Genomic DNA, 20,064 nt, shown 5'->3' with positions numbered 1-20,064 from the left:
CACGTGTCCAGACGGCTCGCCCGATCTTAACCTATCGTCGGAACTGCGCCCGTCACCAGCGACAACTGGTGAACTGTAACGGCAAGGGTTAGCTGAGGAGTAGGCACGTGATCTCGGTATGCATTCTTACTTTGAACGAGGAGCGCAATCTTCCGGCCTGCCTTGCAGCTCTACGCTGGTGCGACGACATCGTCGTCCTCGACTCTTTCAGTACCGATAGAACAGTCGATATCGCCAAGGAGGCGGGTGCACGCGTCTATCAGCGCGCGTATGATGGAGAAGATCGCCAGCGCATGTTTGCCCTCAAGGAAATTGAGTACAAGCATAAATGGGTTTTTACGCCCGACGCCGACGAGATCACAACAGATGAGTTGCGAGACGAGATGCTGGCAATCGCTGCCGACCCAACACGACCCGAAGCGCTCTTCCGGATCCGCTACAAGAATATGTTCATGGGCCGCTGGATCAAACACAGTAGTCTTTATCCGAGCTGGATACCGAGATTTTACCGCCCAGACCGCATGATCGGCTTCGAGCGCGAGGTGCATCTCCGCCCGGTCGGAGAGGGGCCTGAGGGAAAGCTGAAAAGCCACTTTATCCATTACAGCTTCAACAAGGGACTTGGGGCTTGGTACGAGAAGCACAACCGCTATTCGTCCTCGGAAGCCCGCGAAACAGCAGAAAGTCTTCGCAATGGACGCATTCCCTGGAGCGCGATCTTGAGTTCGCGATCGGAAGTTCGCCGACGCGGCTTGAAGGAATTGTCCATGCACATTCCGTTCCGCGCAACCGCCCGGTTCGTATACATGTACTTCCTTCGCGGCGGATTCCTTGATGGCATTCAGGGCTACCACTACTGCCGGCTGATCGCGGCATATGAATATATGATCGTGATCAAAACGAAGGAACTGCAGCGGCGCGAGCGCGGATTGCCTGTATGACGAGTGTCCGAAAGCTGTCGACCAGTTCAGATTCGTCGCAGATTGCACGTTTCCGTGGCCGACCTCTCAGAAGGCTCTTTTGCCTCACGGCAATCCTGCTTGCCTGTTTCTATGTCCTTGCGGTCGTCGCATCAGATGAGCTTCTTGCTGTTCACGATCCTCTCGCGAGAACCGATATCATCGTTGTACTGGGTGGCGATGGCCCTCCACGCGCCGCCCGTGCCGCCGAGCTTTGGCGCGAGGGGTTCGCGCCCCGTATTCTCGTCAGCGGTGACGGAGACTGCCTATCGATCAGGGACACGATGATCGCTCAAGGTGTCAGCGCAGAGGCGATCAGCGTCGAATGCCAATCCGGCAATACCTGGGAAAACGCAGAATTTTCGGCACCGCTGCTGAAAGCGATGAATGTCCGCCGTGGTGCCCTGGTCACGAGCTGGTTTCATTCCCGAAGGGCGCTCGATTGTTTTGCACTGAACGCAAAAGAGATTGCCTGGGTATCCTGGCCTGCGGAGCGAAGCATGTCCTATCCGAGGCTGATCTTCGATGGGCTGGGGTTTCAGATCGCCAAGGAATATCTGAAACTTCCCTTGTACAAGTCATGGTTTTTCTTCTCGCCGGTTTGATGGGCGGGAGACATATGGGTAAAAGCGATGAACTGGTTGTTGACCTGTGTACTTTTCTTCGTCGTTCTCTGTTTATTGGGCGTTGGTATGGTCCGACGCGTGAACCTCTATCAATTTCCGTTTTTGACCGGCGTTATTACCTTCTCTTTTCTCTTGCCCCAGATTCCGGCGCTCGCCAACGATCGCTTCCTGCCGGAAAATGCATTCGCGAAAGCCATCGGCTTCACCATTCTTTGTCTCCTGATGACTTGGTTGGGCTACATATCCCGCGTCAGGCCCTTCGCCCTGTTCCGTCACGACTTTTCCGAAAAGCGTCTTCTCATTGCTGCCTTCGTCATGTCGCTTCTTGGCGCCTATTTCTACTACGAGCTCAGTCGTATCCCGGCGGACCTTGTTGTGGGTGTGCAGATGTCGGGCGCCTCGGTCATGTATGTCTTTTTCTCGAGACTACTCTGCTACGGACTAGCCATAGCGGCACTCTGCTTTGCAAGACGCATGTCGGCTGCGGCGATGTGTATCATCGCCTTCGACCTCGTCTTTTATCTCGATCGAATTCTGGTGACAGGCAAGCGTGCCGAGGCTGTGGAACTCTGCATGATCTTCCTGCTGGCATTCTGGTTTTACCGGGGCTGGATGATCTCCCGCATATTGGCGATTGCTGCCTTGCTGCTCGGTACGGTTGGCATGGCCAGCATGGGTGACTACCGGAATATCACTCGCGTGAATGCTGCGCCTGTCTGGAGCGATATCGCCAACATCGATGTCGTCGGCAACATCACTGAGCTCTTGAGCGAAGGTGGACCGGAAATGCGCAACGCGGTGATCCGGATAAATAGCACTGATACCACATTGGACCTCGACTTTGGCAAGGTTCACTGGAATCACCTGATCTTTGCCTATGTGCCCGCTCAGTTGCTTGGCAACAATTTCAAGAATGCACTGATGTTGCCAATGCCTATTCCTGGACGGGACTATAATCCGGCGACCGGGAGCACCGAAACAGGGATGGCAGATGCCTTCCAGTCCTTTTGGTATTTTGGCGCGCTGAAGTTTTTTCTGCTGGCCTATTTGATGCATCGACTCTGGGTTTCGGCGAATGCAGGAGAGGCGTCGGCGCAAGTGGTCTACATGCTCTCCATTGTTCCCGCCATGCACGCAGTTTCTCATCAGACGGACTGGGTATTGACGGTTTGGGTGCACATGCTGATGTTTCTGCTGCCGGCCTTGGCTTATGCCCGCGTTGAGCCGCGGGCGACAGCGCGGAGCGATTATGGGAAGTCGAACGTCCCGTTTGTTTCAAAGGAGGCCGCAGATTATGGCTCGTGAACAGATCTCCCTCAATGATCCCGAAGTCATTCTCCCGAGGTTCGGTGGCGCAACATTTTCGTTGAAGTTTCGCGCCATGCGCCTGTTGTGGACCGTCTGCTGGGCTTTGCTGGCCGCATGGACGCCTTCTCTAATGAACAAATGGCGGCTCTGGCTGCTGCGGCGTTTTGGCGCGCGGATTCATTCTACGGCCTGCGTCAACGGAAGGGCAAGAATCTGGTGGCCTGGAAATCTCATCATGGGGGAGTTCGCGTCGATCGGGCCAGACGCAATCTGCTACAACATTGCCAGAGTGACGATCGGTGATCACGCAATCGTTTCGCAACGGGCACATCTGTGCACCGGTACTCACGACATCCAGGACAGCCGATTTCCGCTGGTTAGCAGGCCGATCACGCTTCAGGCCAATTGCTGGATCGCAGCGGAAGCCTTCGTTGGGCCGAATGTCATTGTCGGCGAGGGGGCAGTGCTGGGCGCCAGAGGCGTCACCGCAAAATCGCTGGAAGCCTGGACCGTTTATGTCGGCAATCCGGCCAGGCCGGTCGGCAGGCGCAACCACGAAGCCGCCGCCTGCTACGCATACAAGCGATAGCTGCTTATGGTCTTTCCGGCAATGATCGGCCAGGTGAAATTCTCCATCACCAGTCGGCGCCCGTTTTCGCCCATTTTTCTGGCCAGACGATCATTCTCCAACACTGCTACCAGCGCGTTCGCGATTGCGGCGGGCGCAAGAGGTGTTACAGATCCCGCCTCGGCCGTATCGACTTCGGGGAAATGGCAGGCATCGCTTATCACAACCGGCGCGCCGCAGGCCATTGCTTCGGTAATTGCAAGACTGAAGCCTTCCTGTCTGCTTGGCAGGCAAAAGCAGGCAGCTGCGGAGAGCGCCTGCAGCTTCGATGCGCCATAGAGCGGTCCCGTCAGCCGGACGCGATGCTCGATGCCAAGTTCCCGGACGATCGCCAAAAATTCGTCTTGAGCACCGTCATCCGGTCCTGCAACAACGAGATCAACTTCCGGACATCTGGAAGCCACCGAATGAAAGGCATGGGCAAGCAGATCCAGTCCTTTCTTGAAGTGCAGGCGAGAAAGAAACAGAACAAAGCGGCGCTCGGCGGGCATTCCGATTTGCTCACGGAAGGGCGCTTGCGAGCCGTGCTGCTCGAATTCCTGCGGAAACACGCCGTTGGGAATGACGACCATCGGCACCTTGAGGCCTAGCGGCCGCATCAGTTGCGCCTCATCGCTGTTCAGCGCGTGTATGAACTTCGCATCACACAGCATACGGCGATAGCCGAGTGACAGGGCAAGGCGTTTTTTCCAGGCTTTCTGGCGCAGGCTCCAGACATCAAGCATGCCATGGGGAGTGACGCAATACGGAATCCCCGCAACTCTTGCCTTGGAGGCAGATCGCAGCAGGATCGGTTCCCATATGCCATGAAGATGAACGAAATCGGCAAACCGCAGCACCTTGCTGATCAGTTTCGCTCCCTTTATGCACGTGACGCGCTCGAGGCGATCCGCGTCGGGCAGCAGATGCCATCGGATCTTTTCGAACTCCGGTATGCCCGCAGCCGTTCGGAATGCCTTTTCCTGTACCGTGGCACCGGCATAGCTGATGACGTGCACGTCGTGCCCGAGCATACATTGGGCGGCTGCAATGCGCGCTACCACAGCCTGTGGACCTCCCTTTACCGGATCTAATGTCGAAATGACGTGAACGATCTTCATGCGCGAAGTCTCCGCGTCAAACGGAATACGAGGACCAACATTCTGTAGTTCATAATTTCGGCCTCGGGCGATCCGCTACCTGTTTGGAGGAAAGGGGGGCGATCGCTGCGAGCAGGCGAGTGCCATATTTTTCGACCGTGAAATCCGCCGCCTGGCGAAAGGCGTTTACCGACATCTCGGCTCTTAGCTCTTCGTCCTTCGCCAGTCTTTCGATCGCCTGCGCAATGGCCTGGCTGTCGCGAAGCGGAACGACGAATCCCTCTTTGCCGTCGCGCACCACGCTTCCCGTATTTTCTGTCGTGATAACCGGCAGGCCTGCCGCAAGCGCTTCGTAGATGACGGTCGCCGAGCCTTCGCAAATGGAGGGCAACAGGAAAATGTCCGCCCATCGGTACTGCTCGGCCATAGCCGCGCGTGGAATGATGCCGGCCAGTTCCACGGAGCTGGCGAGCTTGTTTAGCAGCGTCTCGGGAAGATTGCAGGGGCCGACCATGCGGAACGTTGCTGAACCACCGAGGAGCTGGGCGGCCTGAACGACGTAGGGAGAACCCTTTCGCAGACCCACCGCACCCGCGGTCAGAACGCGTAACGGCCCCGGCAAGCGCCGCGGCCGGGTCACTGGCGATCTGACGTCGACCCCATAGGGAACGACGACGCAACGGCTCTCGTCGCCGCCGGAGGCAACGACGTGGCGTCGAACGAATTCGGACGGACATATGATCAGATCCGCGATATTCCATTCCGCCTTTTCACGGTCGGCAAAGATGCGCGCGAAGGCGTTTTTTGGAAGCGGGCCTGTCCAGTCGGGAAAGGATTGAGCTTCCTCCTGCAAGAGCTGCTCGAGCACATCGCGGGGAGCAATCATCTGTTCGAGTGCTGTCCAAAGGCCCTGCTGCTTGGCGGCGCGCATCTGTTCGAGCGCGTCGCCGCTGAAGGCGTAGATTCCATCAGCGCCGTGGAAGCCGCTTTGGGCGACGAGACGCGAAAAATATGCGCCGGCCCACAGCGCATGCGAGGTCTCGTCGACGACGTCCTTCCCGCGCATGCGTCGCAAAGCCGAGCGGATGCCGAAAGCAGGAAAGATCGTAATCAGGTTTGGAGAGACGTTCTTCGGCTGCCGTCCGGCGAAACGCCGCACGGCAGCCGGTGTAAGCGACGCAGGCAGGGCGGTCGCAAAGCGATACCAGCCCTTCGTTGCACAGATATCCGTATAAAAATGTGCAAGGCGGTCCTGAGACGCGAATATGGCCGGCACCGCATAATGCATGCGGGCGCCGAGCTGGCTGACGATGACCTTTCCACTCATGAGAACCGCTTCTGCATCTCGCCATGGGCAGGGGCCGGCGCCCGTTCCCCCAACTGCTCGAATAACGTGCACCAGGTTTCTATTGCGGCAAGGCGGGAGTAAGCGGTTTCGACCAGATGCCGGGCTGCGGTACCCATTTCCAAACGGTGGATTGGAGTTTCCTTCAGCTCGCTGATGGTGAGGGCAAGCTGTTCGGCATCTCCGATCGCAACCGTCTTTCCACATGCTCCCGAAGCCAATATGCGCGCAACTTCACCGTCCCTGTCGCCGATGAAGATTGTCGGCCTGCCCGCTGCCAGGATGCCGTAAACCTTGCTCGGTAGAATGCAGTGCTCGAGGCGCGGCAGCAGCGAAACAAGATGGACATCGGCCGCGCCGAGACTGTCAGCCAGGTGCTCAGCCGGCTGCAATGGCTTGAAGATCACGTTTTTGAGGCTACGCTCTAAGACTGCTTCCTGAACTGCGGCATGCTGATGGCCACTGCCGATCAGAAGGAAGCGGATATCCTTGCGATCCTTGAGGAGTTCAGCGGCTTCAATGATGGTCGTAAATTCGTGCGCTCTACCGAAATTACCCGAATATCCGACCACAAAAACATCGCCGAGGCCCCATTCCTGACGAAGGCGGTTATGTATTGGCTCTACAGGATAGATTTCATCCTCATTGGACCAATGGTATTGAACGGCAATTCTGTCTTGCGGGAGAGCCTGCTCGATCATGTAGTCCGCCATGGTGTTCGTTGGGCAGATGATAAGAGTGGACTTCTTGATCGACCAATCTCGAATGGCTCTTGCGAGCCGGCCGAGGGATCGACGATTTCTCATATATCCGAGCTCGATCGCTGTCTCTGGAAACAGGTCCATGATCCAGTTGATCATTCGAGCCCCTCGCAGCTTCAGCGCAATGGCGCTGCTGACCGAAAGGAATGGCGGATCCGTGCATATGACTGCCACATCATTCTTGGACACGTTTCTGAGGAACCACCAGAGCGCGAGTGCATGAAAGGAGAGATAGTCGATCGATCTGCCGACGACCGATTGCCGGCCGAAACGAGATGTGGTCACGCGGCACACCCTCACGCCTGAGATCGTTTCTTCCGCGGGCAAGAGGGTATCCTGTCTGTTGTGCAGACTTCGACCGGCCAGCGCAGTGACGTCGAAGCCACGCTGCGCAAGGGCGAACGCCATGGAGGATACCATCCGACTGGTGGCGGATTGATCAGGGTAGAAGTAACGATTGGCGAAAACAATCCTCATACCGATTTCCTAAGCATCCGGGCGGGAGAGATGTCCGGCGGGCTGGCCGATAGCCGTGTGCTCATTGTGGCAGGCGGCCCACTGCTCGCAAGTTCGCCAAAGGCGATAGGCGGATGCACCCAAGAGGGCCTTTGCTACCCCTTATGCGGGATGTCTGCGACTTTCGGAGTTCCTTCGGCGATGCACAATCCCACCCCCGCGGGCTAACTACTGGCGAACTACACCTTTTTGGCAAAGTGCCACGCCTGCGGTGACTTTATATTGTCCAAGGGAAGGCTGGACGGATGCGCGGGCCGGAAGAGGGGAATATCGATGTCAGAGAAAGTTGCTTTGATTGTTGGCGTCACCGGCCAGGACGGTGCGTATCTGAGCGAATTGCTTCTTTCCAAGGGCTACCATGTGCATGGCCTGAAAAGACGCTCCTCGTCATTTAATACGGCGCGCGTCGATCATCTCTTTCACGATCGCTACGAACACAGCTCGCGATTCCATCTGCATTTTGGCGACCTGACGGATGGCACCAATCTGTGCCGCGTCATACAGGACGTCCAGCCTGACGAAATATACAATCTTGGCGCCCAGAGCCATGTGAAGGTCAGCTTCGAAACACCCGAATATACAGCCAATGCCGACGCGGTCGGCGTCCTGCGTCTGCTTGAGGCGATGCGGATACTGAAGCTGGAAAGAACCTGCAGGTTCTACCAGGCTTCGACGTCCGAGCTTTTTGGCGGATTGGGCGAGGTACCGCAACATGAGGGAACGCCGTTTTATCCTCGTAGTCCCTATGCGGCTGCAAAGCTCTATGCCTACTGGATCACCGTCAATTATCGCGAGGCTTACGGCATTCATGCCTCAAACGGAATCCTCTTCAACCATGAAAGCCCCCTGCGCGGCGAAACCTTCGTCACGCGCAAGATTACGCGCGGTGTCGCGGCCATCGAGCGCGGATTGCAGAAGAAACTGCGGCTGGGCAACCTCAACGCCAAGCGCGACTGGGGGCATGCGCGCGACTACGTCGATGGTATGTGGCGTATCCTGCAACAGGAGACACCGGATGATTACGTACTCGCGACAGGCGAGACGCATACCGTGCGAGAATTTGTCGAGCGCGCCTTCAAGGCTGTGGACAGAGACATTGCGTGGGAAGGCGACGGCGTTGATGAGGTCGGTTTCGACCGTCGAAGCGGCGATCCTATCATCGAGATCGATCCTGTCTATTTCCGGCCGACAGAGGTCGATATTCTTCTCGGGAATCCGGAAAAGGCCAGGAAAAAATTAAATTGGCAGCACTCGGTTTCGTTCGATGCCCTTGTCTCTGAAATGGTCGAGGCGGATCTCAGAACAATCATGAAGGAGGAGGGCCGCAATGATTTTTACGGCTGAGGCAAACAGGCCTGCTTACAATCTACGGGGTAAGCGAATCTGGGTTGCAGGTCACTCCGGAATGGTTGGCTCCGCACTCGTGAGGCGGTTGCAGCAGGAAGACTGCGCAATCCTGACGGTTTCGCACCGTGAACTCGACCTCACCCGACAAAGCGAGACCGAAAACTGGATGCGGCGTAACTGTCCGGACGCAATTTTTGTCGCTGCCGCGCTTGCCGGCGGCATCAAAGCAAATGCGCAATATCCGGTCGATTTTCTCTATATCAATACGATGATCGCGATGAACGTGATCAAGACGGCGGCCGATATAAAAGTGGAAAAGCTTCTATGGTTGGGTTCGAGCTGCATCTACCCGAAATTCGCCAGCCAGCCGATCACCGAGGATTCGCTGCTGACAGGGAGCCTGGAGCCGACCAACGAGCCTTATGCGATTGCGAAGATCGCCGGGCTGAAGCTGGCCGAGGCATGTGCGAAGCAATATGGCATGAAGGCGATCTCCGCCATGCCGACCAACTTGTATGGACCGAACGATAATTTCGATCTCGAAAGTTCGCACGTCCTGCCCGCTCTTATCAGAAAGATCCATGACGCCAAGGCTGGCGGCGCGAGCACCGTCGAGGTCTGGGGTACTGGAGCGCCTCAACGCGAATTTCTTCATGTCGACGATCTTGCAGATGCCTGTGTTCACCTGATGGTGAGATATGCCGGTCCAAGGATAGTCAATATCGGATCCGGTAGGGAAATAAGCATCGGCGACCTGGCTGTGCTTGTTGCGGACGTTCTTGGTTACGAAGGACGCATCGTATTCAACTCCGCCATGCCTGACGGAACGCCCCGTAAGCTTCTTGACAGTTCCTGTATCCGGTCAATGGGATGGCAACCGAAGATCGAGCTCGAGGCTGGTATCGGCGCTGTTTATGCAGCATGGCGGCAGCAACTGGATAATATCTCACAAGTTGCGTGACTTACAACTCGATAGGCAGCCTGCTGCGCCGCGCAGAATAGATGGCTTCCCGCAAATTGACTTGCGGGAGGCCTTGCCTTCAGTCGCGGCAGAGTTGGCGACCTGATCCGATCCCGAAAGCAGAGCAGAGCGTTTAAGCCTTGATGGAAACGCTAAGCCGTTGGAGCTTTTTGAGTTTATGACCACTCGGCCGGAAAACCGCTCAACACTTTTCATGGGATCCCATCTCAATTGCGTTGCGATCTCGTTTTCGGTTCCGCTCGGTTCGCGATGGCCCGCACCGCGGGAAACAGCTCGACGCGAAAGATTGTCAATGCTCCACCTTGTCATAATGCCCCAACGGCACGCTAGCCCATCGACACGAAAACGCGACTCCCTGCCCGAAGTTTAGTTCGTTCGCTATTTTAACTACCACCAATTTGGCATCGACTGTCCAAAAGGGGCTGTTGTCATTTTCACATACGCGCGTCACCTTTGGTTACATGCGTTTCGTAGATGCGCTTCTAAACGGGGGAAAACGGTAATGTCACTGCGTGCGGGTGACTGGGTAGAGGTTCGTAGCAAAGAAGAAATTCTTTGCTCGCTCGACGCCAATGGCCGACTGAATGGCCTGCCTTTTATGCCGCAAATGTTCAATTATTGCGGCCGTAGATTTCGAGTGTACAAAAGCGCGCACAAGACATGCGACACCGTTAATTGGACCGGTGGACGTAGACTCCCTGACGGGGTTCACCTGGAGAATTTGCGCTGCGACGGCCAGGCCTATGGCGAATGTCATGCCGCCTGCTTGCTGTTCTGGAATGCAGCTTGGCTAAAGCCAGCTTCGGAAAATCCCTCATCTTCCGAAACCGCGGACGCAAGCAACGCAAGGTTGCATCCATCCGAGCTGGCAACTGGATGCTCGGAAGAAGCCGTGTGGGCTGGCAGATTGGCAAAGGATCAAGATGCAGGGAAGGAACCGAAATACGCGTGCCAAGCGACCGATCTCCCGCTCTTTACAACGCTTCTTCCTTGGTGGGACGCCCGTCAATATGTCAAGGACTATACGTCCGGAAACGCCTCGCTTGGCCGCCTGATGCGCGGTGCCGTCTATGCCTGCTGTTATTACTTTATTAAGCCGATGGGAAGAGCAAGCAGAATCCGAGAAACGCTTCGCGTGCTCTACGACCCGATTGTGAGCCTGTGGGGCGGCGTTCCGTTTCCAAGGCGGAGGGGCACGCTCGCCCATGGATGGTCGGCGCCCCTGGTGTCCCTCAATCTGCAACCGGGCGAACTTGTTCGGGTGAAATCCTATAAGGAAATTCTCGATACGATGGGAAGCGACAACAAAAATCGCGGTCTCTATTTCGATGCAGAAATGGTTCCCTTCTGCGGAAAGACGTTCAGGGTGAGATCGCGAGTGTCGCAGTTTATTCGCGAGGATAACGGCAGAATGGCAACACTCAAGACGCCAGCGGTCATTTTAGAGAACGCCTGGTGCCAGGCGTGCTACAGCGACCGGCGCATGCACTGCCCGAGAAGTATTTTTCCCTGGTGGCGGGAGGTTTGGTTGGAAAGAATAGCCGATCCTCAACAGAGCTCAACTGATTACGCCGAGACTAGCGATACCGATGGCACAGCGCATGTTTGCAGTAAGCCGATCCCTCCGGGCCGAAAAGCAGCTTACGTGTCCTCCCCTGAGGATCAGAAATGCGCCAACTAAAAGGAAAAGCCGTACGTAGTGGAGTGGCTAAGTTGCTAGGCCAGCTCGCAACGACGGGCATCCGCCTCCTGTATCTAGCGGTCCTTGCCCGTTTGCTGAACGCGAGTGATTTTGGTTTGGTAGCCATGGTGACGGTCGTTACAGGCTTCCTGGAGCGTTTCACCCATGCTGGGTTGTCATCCGCAACCATCCAGAAAGCCGAAATAAGCGATCAGCAGATATCACAACTGTTCTGGGTCAATCTACTCGTGGGCCTATTCCTCGCAGTAACATGCGTGAGCTTGGCGCCATTCGTCGCGCGGTTCTACGATGACCCTCGCCTCAGATTGATCATGATAGTAATGGCGTCGGGGTTTGTCTTCGCAGCTTTAGGGGTGCAGCACAGCGCATTGTTGGAGCGTGATTTGCGTTACGGCGCTTTAAGCGCCATTGATGCAATCTCACAATTTGCAAGCGCCGTTCTGGGGATTTGTCTAGCCCTTGCAGGATGGAGCTATTGGGCACTCGTCGCGGCGTCGATCTCGAGTCCAGGAATATATACCCTAAGCTGTTGGATCGCCTCTGGATGGATACCGAAAAGACCGCGTTCGGGGGTAGAGGTTCGGCCAATGCTCTCCTTTGGCGGCACCCTCATGCTCAATAGCGTCGTCGTCTACGCCGGCTACAACATGGAAAAGATCGTCCTCGGACGGTTCTGGGGAGCTGACGCCCTTGGAATCTACACAAGGGCGTCCCAACTGGTGAGCATTCCTGTTACCAGCATAAATGCAATGATCGGCGGCGTCTTTTTTTCCGTTCTTTCAAGGCTGCAGGATGACCCTGCACAATTTCGCAGTTGCTTCCTTAAAGGCTACAGCATCATCCTCGCGTTCAGTATCCCCTCGACGCTATTCTGTGCGTTTTTCGCTGATGACATCATATTGCTGGCACTTGGGCCAAATTGGTCGTCAGCCATCCCTGTTTTTCGATTGATGACACCAACCATCCTGGTGCTTGCCATCATCAATCCCACCTATTGGCTCCTAGTGTCCACGGGGCGGCAGAAGCGTAGTCTCTACCTCGGCCTTGTGTTGTCACCGTGGGTGATTTTGGCTACGACCCTGGGCCTTCCCTACGGGCCGAACGGTGTTGCGTTCAGCTACTCGGCTGCGATGGTCCTATGGCTGTTTCCAAGCATCGTCTGGGGCCTACACGGCACACCTATTTCGATTAGAGCCTTAGTTAATGCCAGCTGTGGGCCGTTCATAGCTAGTATTGCGGCGGTGGTCTGTGCGTTCGCCATCACTCATTACCTCGGCCCGGACCTTTCTAGTTTAGCGCGACTCTTGCTGGGAGGAACCGCTATGACAGTGACCTACGGATGGATCTCGCTCTTCCTGATCGAGGAACGATCGCTCTACCGAAGTGTCCTCGCTTCGCTGCGAATGCCTTTCAAACTCAGCGCTTGATATCTATCGCAGCAATAGCGCAACGCGCTTGGTGCTAGCTCGAGGGATAAGTGAAATGCAACATAAATGGATGCCGATCGCAAGCGACCCACGTGCTTGGATCCGGCCTGGGAGCGGAGGAGCGTGAGATGTACGCGCGAAATGGTCCATTGGTCAGCGTATTGACACCTGTATACAACGGCGATGAGTTCTTAAGAGAATGCATTGAGAGCGTTTTGTCTCAGACCTACCAAAACTGGGAATACACGATCGCAAACAATGCTAGCACAGATGGGACCCTCGATATTGCTGAGGAGTATTGCCGACGGGACAGCCGCATTCGCGTCATCAGTAGTGATACGTGGGTGCCGATTGTCGCCAGCCACAACAGAGCTTTTGGCCTTATTTCCAAGGATAGCAAATATTGCAAAGTGGTTTCGGCCGATGATTGGATCTACCCTGAGTGTCTTGAAAAGATGGTCGGCCTTGCCGAACCGAGGCCGTCTGTGGGTATTGTTGGGGCGTATCAACTCACTGGAGGTGGAGATAGATGGTTCGTTCGGAATGTTGGGCTGCCGTATTGGCAAACCGTCGTTTCGGGGCGAGATATTTGTCGCGCTCACCTGCTCGGCACGGTGAAAGTGTTGGGAAATCCGACCTCGGTTCTGTATCGGTCAGATCTAGTGCGGAAAACTGACGAGTTCTTTCCAAATCCAACTCAGGAATCGGATATCAGCGCGTGCTTGAAACACTTGCAATGCTCAGATTTTGGCTTTGTGCACCAGATATTGGCCCACGAACGAATTCATAACCAAAGAGCAACGAGAGTTTCGCTTGCAAAGAATGCGTATGTGTCGGCAGATATCAGTGATCTTCAGGAGTATGGCGAGTGGTATCTGACCGAGCGCGAGCGTGATGCGCGCATTGGTGAACTGTTAGACCGGTACTATGCGTACCTATCCCGCAATGCGTTCAAATTTAGAGGCAGGACGTTCTGGAGTTATCATGCGGGGCGGCTGCGCGATCTTGGATATCGGTTCAATGGGCGGAAGCTATGCATGGGCATCGCCGCGGAAGCACTCGATTTAGTCTTGAATCCGAAGGGAACTGTTGAGACGCTAAGTGACCGACTTCGTTCTTATTATATGTTCTGAGGGGGCGTGCACGACCGCACAGTGAGGATCGCTGACTCTATCGGCATCCGGCAAAGCCTTCGAGCGGAGCGCCCATCGCGCTCAGACGTTCAGCGTGCTTCCACCAGCCGCCGAGAGCAGTCGAGGTCACGTACATTATGATGTGGCCGATGTGAGTATAACGGAACCGATTATGCTTTAAGCCAAAAAGCCAGATTTTCGCCTGCTGTTAAGAAGAGAGATATACGGCTCCGCACATGATCGATTTAGCTATGGCAGAAGAAGTTGCTGGACGCGGCGCGATTACAGACGAGAAGTCCAAATTGACAAACGTGGACGTTGTGAGGAAGCGTGCGGGAAAACTCCGTGATTAGCTTCATTCAATGTCGGCTGCTGCCCATCGGCCGACTTGCGGGCTAGAGAGCGAGCGGTGCCCGATTCCAAGCCGACGCGCCTGGCGCGTTGAGATGGTGCCGCGGACTGGAAAAATGAACGATTGGAGCTCAACAAAATGCCTTCGCCCACTTTTTCGGTCGTGATCCCTGCCTACAACGCTGCGGGCACAATAGCTGAAACAATAGATTCCCTCCTTGGGCAGAATTGTACTTTCCCTGGGGAAATCATTGTCGTGAATGACGGATCGACAGACTCGACCGTTGCGGTAGTCGAGAAATATGGACAAAGGGTAAGCCTGTTGACCAAACCCCACGGAGGCGGGCCTGGGGCAGCCAGAAATACTGGAGTCCTTGCTGCAAATGCCGATCTTATCCTGTTCTTGGATGCGGATGATATAGCGCTTCCCGGCCGGCTGCAAAGGCAAGTTCAATACATGCTTGCTAACAGAAACGGTGTCGACGTGAGCTTTGGAAACTGGATCGTTGAAGGCGAACAAGACAACTATCTAGCGCGTTACGGCTTGCTGTCTAACTCCGACACGTTTGTGGGCATAGATGACGCCTTCGCTCGATTGTTGTTGTGCGGCAGTTTCATTCCAACTTCCACTTCCGCCGTCTGGCGCGCACTCTACATTTCGATTGGTATGCAGCCTGAAGATCGTTTTTACGCGGAAGACTATATGCTTTGGTGCAAGATTGCGGCGGCTGGTGGTCGTTTCGCTTACAGCGGTCAGCCCCTGTCGTGGTATCGGACCCAAAGGGCAGGGCGGCTGACGCTTTCAAAGCACACTTATGCGGGCGATGTGTGGGTTCTCCATGATATGCTTCTTCAGCACGGCGCACTCATCTCATCGGAAGACTATCGTCTCGCATCAGGTCGGTTCGCGAAAGCAGTTGATACCTTGCTTCGCCATGAGTGGGCCAGCGAAGGTAGGAATAAGGTACTCGCGCGGTTGGACAGCCTCGCGGCACTCGTTTCACCCCGTTCGCGCCTGAAATGGGAGATGCTTACGCTGATTCCCAGCACTGTACCAAGAGCAGCGCGCTGGGTGATGCACAGTCTTCCTAGCAATGTCACCAGAACGTCGTTCGGCCGCCGTGAAAATTAGCCTCTGCGCCACGAAGCCGTCGCAGCCGCGACGACTGGTCGATCATGGCGGCGCGGCCGCTTTTGGGGTCGTTTGACCCAGCGGGCGGCGATCCTAGTAGCAGCCTGCACCGTCGTTACGAGCAGCCTGCCCCGCTGTCGCGTAGAAAGGAGTTCACGCAACAGACTTTAGCCTATTTCGTTCGTGCAAGTCGCCGCCGCAACGTTCGTTGGGCAGTTTTGTGCGACATGCGTCAGCCGAAGACACGGCGGGAGGTCGTATCCACATGCTTCGTGTGGTAACCGGCGTCGAACTCTACGCCGATGTCTTCTTCTGAAAGCGCCGCGGCACGATGTATGGCGGATCTCAGCGGGCGGTCTGGCGTCGTTATCCAGATCAATAGAGGAGTAGATGCGTTCCATTGCGTCTTCCTTCGCGAGTGATAACCCATTGGTATCATTCGCAAGTCGCACTTCATCCTTCAACCCACCCACCTAGTTTTCGGTTCCGCTTTGGCTCGCGATGGCCTGCACCGCGGGAACAAGTTCAACGCGAATAATGTCGCCTGCGCCGACTGCTGCGTGTTCATCGATCGGTATTTCCTTGTAACCGCCATCAACCGTGCGAACGACGGAGAACTTCATTCTCACGGTTTCCTCGAGCCTGCTGACACGCTGTGCGGCGGCGCCTATTTCGGCCATCGTCTGAACGATAGCGGTCATCTTCTTTTTCAGGCGAAGCGTATCGACGGTGATTTTTACCAATTCACCCGCGGCGTCATTCTTACGCCTGTCGTCGAGTTCTCGAATCCTGCGCTCGACTTCATTCTTGTTCTGCCGAGCGCGCGCAAGAAACGATCCCGCTTCGAGGACTTGTTGATTCATTGCCAGCAGATCCCGCTTTTTCTCGCGCAAGGCAGCTTCAGGGGCCGCTCCCCTGCTGACCAGGCCTTGTGATGCCTCCACGTCGAGCTGCGTCAGATTGAACTGTTCGTTTCTCAAACCCGAGCTCTTTTCAAGCATCGTGATTTCTTCTTCATAGTTGTGGCCCTGTGCTTCGAGATTTCTCCTGTCGTTTTCCAGAGTGGAAAGTCGCAGCTCAAAAAGGTTGCGTTCGGCAGCGATAACGCTTTGGATCGTAGCGGCATCGCGCACGCCGGTACTGGCCGCATCTGCCGCGTATTCAAACGGTTTACCGTCAATTTCTGCTTCCAGCCTCACGCGCCTGACATCCTGCGACAGTAGTTGAAGCGCAGTATCGTCATAGTCTTGCTGCGCAGCCACCAGTTGAACCCCGGATGCGTCGAGCGCCCGTTCGGACTGACGTAAACCACCGCCAAGGGCGAAAACCTCCAACGCGATCATTCCCGGTCGGAACTCGTACTTGCCGGGGTTCTTAACGTCGCCAAGAATAAAAACCGGCGCGTATTCCTTGACCGACACCGCAACGGAGAGATTGGCAACATGCTCTCGCAGCGATGCATTGATCGCGGCCCCAATCTCCTCCGTCGTTTTGTTCGTAACCTCTATATTGCCGAGAATCGGATATCCGATCGTGCCGTCCGGGCTTACGGGAAAGAGGCCAGTCAATTGCGGGTCGCCATAGGCGACAACAGACAAGACGTCGCCGGAAGTGACCTTGTATTGCTGTGGTTGCGCTATCACCGAGGTGGATGACAGAAGCATTGCCAGCATCGGGATGATGCATATCGCCGACTTGAGCGGCCTGGACTGGATTTGATTTTGAGCTGCAAGAAACACTTTCCGCTCCCGTGTCATACCCTGGCTGCGAGGGGCTTCACTTGATTGCCACTCCGCTTTTGCTTGACGCCGCTGAGATCCTGTTGGTGAGGAGACATCCCTAGTTGCGACACTGTGGCCGCTTTTGAACGGAAGGCACTGTCGAACACGATCCCGGCTATGTTGCGATTTGCTGCCCGCAGTTTCTTGATGCATGCTTCCAGATCCAGGATCTTCGTAAATTTCGGACGAACGACGAGAATGACGTCTTCGCAGAAGGAAGCGACGCGCATCAGGTCGAAGCCATTGGAAGCACAAGGCATATCGATGAGCACCAGGTCGTAGCGTCGCTTCATCTCCTGGATCAACTGAGCAAATCGTTGATTGGCCAGAATCGGCTCTGGCGCCTTGCTTTGCTCGGCCAGGATGAAATCGACCATCGATTTCGGATCGCGTTGGATGGCGTCGCCGAAAGGAAGCTCCTGGGTAACGATTTGATTGAGATGGGCAGCGTTGGACGCCTCAAACTGGTCTGCAAGGGTTGGATTTCGCAGGTTTGCCTCGATGACGATGGTCTTCAATCCTGTCGCGGCGACCAGCCGAGCAAGATTGGCGACGATATGAGACTTTCCCTTACTGCTTGAAACCGGCGTTATCGCGATTGCACGCGTCATCCTTTCCGACGCCGCTTCGGCATCGGCGAACAACCGCAGCTCCGATTGAATCTCGGCCATGGCTTGGCCGAGGGACGAGTTGTGATCGTGAACAAGAGCAGAAGCATCCGCATTGTGCCCCAGCCTGATCCGCGGCACCTTCGCGATAACGGCAAGGCCGGTCTTTGTCTCCACCGACTCCACCGAACGCACCTTCCTGTCCGTAAAATGTCGGACAAAGGCGGCTGCAATGCCCCCGGTGAGACCGAAGGCGACGCCAGCCAACGCCCACAGGAAAGGATTTGGGGCAGTCGGCTTCGGTGATGGCGTCGCTCGTGAAATCATCCGTGCTTCAGCGGTCGCGATGCCATCCTGTTCGATCGTCTGCTTGTACCTGGCCAGATAGCTCTCATATATCGCGCGATTGGCGCTGGCTTCGCGATCAAGCTGATCGGCATGGACGAGACTCTGACTGTTGGTCGTCATTGCGGCGCGCATCTCTTTGATGCTTTCCTGCAGACCTGCCTGCTGCCGTCGGTTGACCTCAATTTCATTGCGCAGACTTTCGATCACCCGCGATATTTCTGTCTTGATTTGTCCCTGCAGGGAAATCAGCTGCGAGTTCAATTGCACAAGCTGAACGTTCTTTATCGCGCCACTTTGATCGATTTCGGTAATTGCGCGTTTGACACGAGCCTCCTCCGTCCTGAGTTGCTGGATCATCGACGAGGAGAGCACTTCAGAAAGTTCGAGATCGCTGCCGTTGCGCAGCCCGTCTACGGCTGTCGACAGTCGTGCCTCTGCGGCTGCTGCCTTGCTGCGGAGTGCCGTCAGCTCGTTGTTCAACCCCGCGATTTGTTGTGATTGAAGCGTCGTGCCGTTAGTGCTGACGATGCCGGCGGTCTCACGAAAATCTGTTGCCAGCCGCTCGGATTCTTCCAGCTTGGTTCTAAGGTCGACGAGCTTCTCGCCGAGCCACTCGCTAACGCGCCGGGTTGCTGATGTCTGGACGTCGATCTGATAATCTATGTACGCTTCGCCATAGGCATTCGCAGCCACCGCTGCAAAATTGGGATCGGGAGCAATGAAGGAGATATAGATCGTGTATGAGCGGCCGTCATTTGCGACGCGAACGTTCGAAATCAGCTCATCGACTAATGCCTCGTTTTCCGGAGATGTGTCGTCGGCTTGTACGGAAGCGCTTGGGCCCTGCCTGGGGCTGTCGTTACTCTTCAACCCGATGCCAGAGGCCTTAAACCGGTTTGCGACACGCTCTGCCATGGTGCGCGAGCCGATGATATCGAGTTCCGTACGAAGGACGGGGCTTTCCTGAGGAAGCGCAGAGACGACGGCCTCGATGGGAAGAGCCTGAAGTTTTCTTCCGTCCAAGGCCAGGATCGCTTCTGACCTATACAGCGGCTTTGTCCTGAAATAGCCGATAGCGCAGATAGCCAGACTGAAGATTACGCAGGCCAGTACGGTTTGTCTTCGATCCCTCAATATCGAAAGGACGCGATACATACTCATTTCGCCGCCATCTGGCGGATCATGGGACAAGATCATGGACGTACACCGATGCGACTAATTGAATTGTGGTTTTCCGCGAGGATTCAAGTCGGTCGGCCGCCATCTGCGACACCACCTATCTTGCAAGCAACCTCTGTCCGGTTGCTCGCTCCCAGCTTCTTCATGATATTTCGGATGTGAACCTTCACAGTACTTTCGGACAGATCGAGTTCCAAAGCGATGTCCTTGTTCGCCATGCCACGCTGGATGGCTTTCGCGACCGCCCATTGACGCTCGGTTAATCTAGAATTGGTGGCGACGGTTGAATTGACGTCCAGCAAAGCGCGCATATGCATGACGCTGCTTGCCGGGACGAATGTTCCGCCCACCATTGCCAGCCCGATTGCCTGTACGCATACGCCGATGCCGACGGAACTGGGGATGTATCCCTGAACTCCGAGTGCGATGGTATTGAGGACATCCGAAAGGTTTTGGTTGTCAGACACAACGACAACCGGCGTAGGTCTCGTTGCTGCCACCAGCTCGCGGATTTCGGTTTCCAGCCAATTGTCTTCCAGCCTGCCATTCCCGACATTGAATAGGATCGCCCGCGGCATTCCCGCGCCGCCTTGGGCCTCCTGCAATGCCGTGAGATCGGCAAATGTCATGACTTTCATCCCCAGGCGATACACATTCAGCGCGTGAGCCAGGCACTCCCGCTCCAGCATGCGTTGATCGATAAGAGCAAGGTAATCTCCGCCGGCAGATGTCGTCCGAGGCAAAGGAACCTTTTCCTCGGCGGAAGTGGAAAGCATCTTCGATGCCCTCCGCTTGTTCTGCCTATAATCAATGATTTCTTCGCCCATCTTGCTCCAAACCCCTCGATTTGCC

The 20,064-nt window shown here is 55.7% G+C and carries 16 protein-coding genes; 10 read left to right on the top strand and 6 right to left on the bottom strand.

The genetic code is table 11. The features are described 5' to 3' along the window. Positions 1-107: 107 nt before the first annotated feature. Genes ATY79_RS25330 through ATY79_RS25315 form a run of 4 tightly spaced genes read left to right on the top strand, consistent with a single transcriptional unit; the run spans position 108 to position 3,482 of the window. Positions 108-941, top strand: coding sequence for a glycosyltransferase family 2 protein (locus ATY79_RS25330; protein WP_088705254.1), 834 nt, complete (start codon positions 108-110; stop codon positions 939-941). Further along, on the top strand, positions 938-1,564 hold the full coding sequence (locus ATY79_RS25325) for a YdcF family protein (RefSeq protein ID WP_088705253.1): 627 nt from the start codon (positions 938-940) through the stop codon (positions 1,562-1,564). The genes ATY79_RS25330 and ATY79_RS25325 overlap by 4 nt, the downstream gene beginning before the upstream one ends. Before the next feature lie 27 nt (positions 1,565-1,591). Continuing rightward, positions 1,592-2,890, top strand: coding sequence for a hypothetical protein (locus ATY79_RS25320; RefSeq protein WP_348627577.1), 1,299 nt, complete (start codon positions 1,592-1,594; stop codon positions 2,888-2,890). Then, the gene (locus tag ATY79_RS25315) at positions 2,880-3,482 is read left to right on the top strand and encodes a putative colanic acid biosynthesis acetyltransferase (RefSeq protein ID WP_088705252.1); all 603 of its coding nucleotides are present in this window, start codon (positions 2,880-2,882) and stop codon (positions 3,480-3,482) included. The genes ATY79_RS25320 and ATY79_RS25315 overlap by 11 nt, the downstream gene beginning before the upstream one ends. Here ATY79_RS25315 and ATY79_RS25310 read toward each other — a convergent pair. Genes ATY79_RS25310 through ATY79_RS31925 form a run of 3 tightly spaced genes read right to left on the bottom strand, consistent with a single transcriptional unit; the run spans position 3,464 to position 7,126 of the window. After that, complete coding sequence (locus ATY79_RS25310) at positions 3,464-4,621, bottom strand: glycosyltransferase (RefSeq protein ID WP_088705251.1); 1,158 nt, start codon at positions 4,619-4,621, stop codon at positions 3,464-3,466. The genes ATY79_RS25315 and ATY79_RS25310 overlap by 19 nt on opposite strands. Positions 4,622-4,670: 49 nt before the next feature. Further along, a complete protein-coding gene (locus tag ATY79_RS25305) occupies positions 4,671-5,927 on the bottom strand; it encodes a glycosyltransferase family 4 protein (RefSeq protein WP_088705250.1) in 1,257 nt (418 codons plus the stop codon). Next, positions 5,924-7,126, bottom strand: coding sequence for a glycosyltransferase family 4 protein (locus ATY79_RS31925; RefSeq protein ID WP_280950903.1), 1,203 nt, complete (start codon positions 7,124-7,126; stop codon positions 5,924-5,926). The genes ATY79_RS25305 and ATY79_RS31925 overlap by 4 nt, the downstream gene beginning before the upstream one ends. 369 nt (positions 7,127-7,495) lie before the next feature. Between ATY79_RS31925 and gmd the strand changes: the two genes are divergently transcribed. The 6 genes from gmd to ATY79_RS25270 all read left to right on the top strand — a co-directional run bounded on the left by gmd (position 7,496) and on the right by ATY79_RS25270 (position 15,296). Then, positions 7,496-8,566, top strand: a complete 1,071-nt coding sequence (gene gmd / locus ATY79_RS25295; RefSeq protein WP_088693941.1) for a GDP-mannose 4,6-dehydratase — start codon at positions 7,496-7,498, stop codon at positions 8,564-8,566. Further along, complete coding sequence (locus tag ATY79_RS25290; RefSeq protein ID WP_088705248.1) at positions 8,550-9,530, top strand: GDP-L-fucose synthase; 981 nt, start codon at positions 8,550-8,552, stop codon at positions 9,528-9,530. The genes gmd and ATY79_RS25290 overlap by 17 nt, the downstream gene beginning before the upstream one ends. A 523-nt stretch (positions 9,531-10,053) precedes the next feature. Next, positions 10,054-11,232 (top strand): hypothetical protein, encoded by a 1,179-nt coding sequence (locus tag ATY79_RS25285; protein WP_189638074.1) that lies wholly within the window; start codon positions 10,054-10,056, stop codon positions 11,230-11,232. Then, positions 11,220-12,680 (top strand): lipopolysaccharide biosynthesis protein, encoded by a 1,461-nt coding sequence (locus ATY79_RS25280; protein WP_088705247.1) that lies wholly within the window; start codon positions 11,220-11,222, stop codon positions 12,678-12,680. Before ATY79_RS25285 ends, ATY79_RS25280 begins: the two co-directional genes overlap by 13 nt. A gap of 128 nt (positions 12,681-12,808) precedes the next feature. Then, the gene (locus tag ATY79_RS25275) at positions 12,809-13,813 is read left to right on the top strand and encodes a glycosyltransferase family A protein (RefSeq protein WP_088705246.1); all 1,005 of its coding nucleotides are present in this window, start codon (positions 12,809-12,811) and stop codon (positions 13,811-13,813) included. Positions 13,814-14,288: 475 nt separating this feature from the next. After that, positions 14,289-15,296 (top strand): glycosyltransferase family 2 protein, encoded by a 1,008-nt coding sequence (locus ATY79_RS25270; RefSeq protein WP_088705245.1) that lies wholly within the window; start codon positions 14,289-14,291, stop codon positions 15,294-15,296. A 473-nt stretch (positions 15,297-15,769) separates the two neighbouring features. On the opposite strand, the gene ATY79_RS25265 is transcribed toward ATY79_RS25270, so the two are convergent. From ATY79_RS25265 to ATY79_RS25255, 3 genes are all read right to left on the bottom strand, one after another. Further along, the gene (locus ATY79_RS25265; RefSeq protein ID WP_245312446.1) at positions 15,770-17,035 is read right to left on the bottom strand and encodes a polysaccharide biosynthesis/export family protein; all 1,266 of its coding nucleotides are present in this window, start codon (positions 17,033-17,035) and stop codon (positions 15,770-15,772) included. A 14-nt stretch (positions 17,036-17,049) separates the two neighbouring features. Then, complete coding sequence (locus tag ATY79_RS25260) at positions 17,050-19,056, bottom strand: polysaccharide biosynthesis tyrosine autokinase (protein WP_189638073.1); 2,007 nt, start codon at positions 19,054-19,056, stop codon at positions 17,050-17,052. A gap of 221 nt (positions 19,057-19,277) precedes the next feature. After that, the gene (locus tag ATY79_RS25255) at positions 19,278-20,039 is read right to left on the bottom strand and encodes a response regulator transcription factor (RefSeq protein ID WP_245312445.1); all 762 of its coding nucleotides are present in this window, start codon (positions 20,037-20,039) and stop codon (positions 19,278-19,280) included. Between the last annotated feature and the right edge of the window lie 25 nt (positions 20,040-20,064).

This window comes from Rhizobium sp. R693 (assembly GCF_002211315.1).
Classification (GTDB): domain Bacteria; phylum Pseudomonadota; class Alphaproteobacteria; order Rhizobiales; family Rhizobiaceae; genus Rhizobium.
Note: the sequence above shows the minus strand (reverse complement) of the source record. Positions and strands in the feature narration are given on the sequence as shown.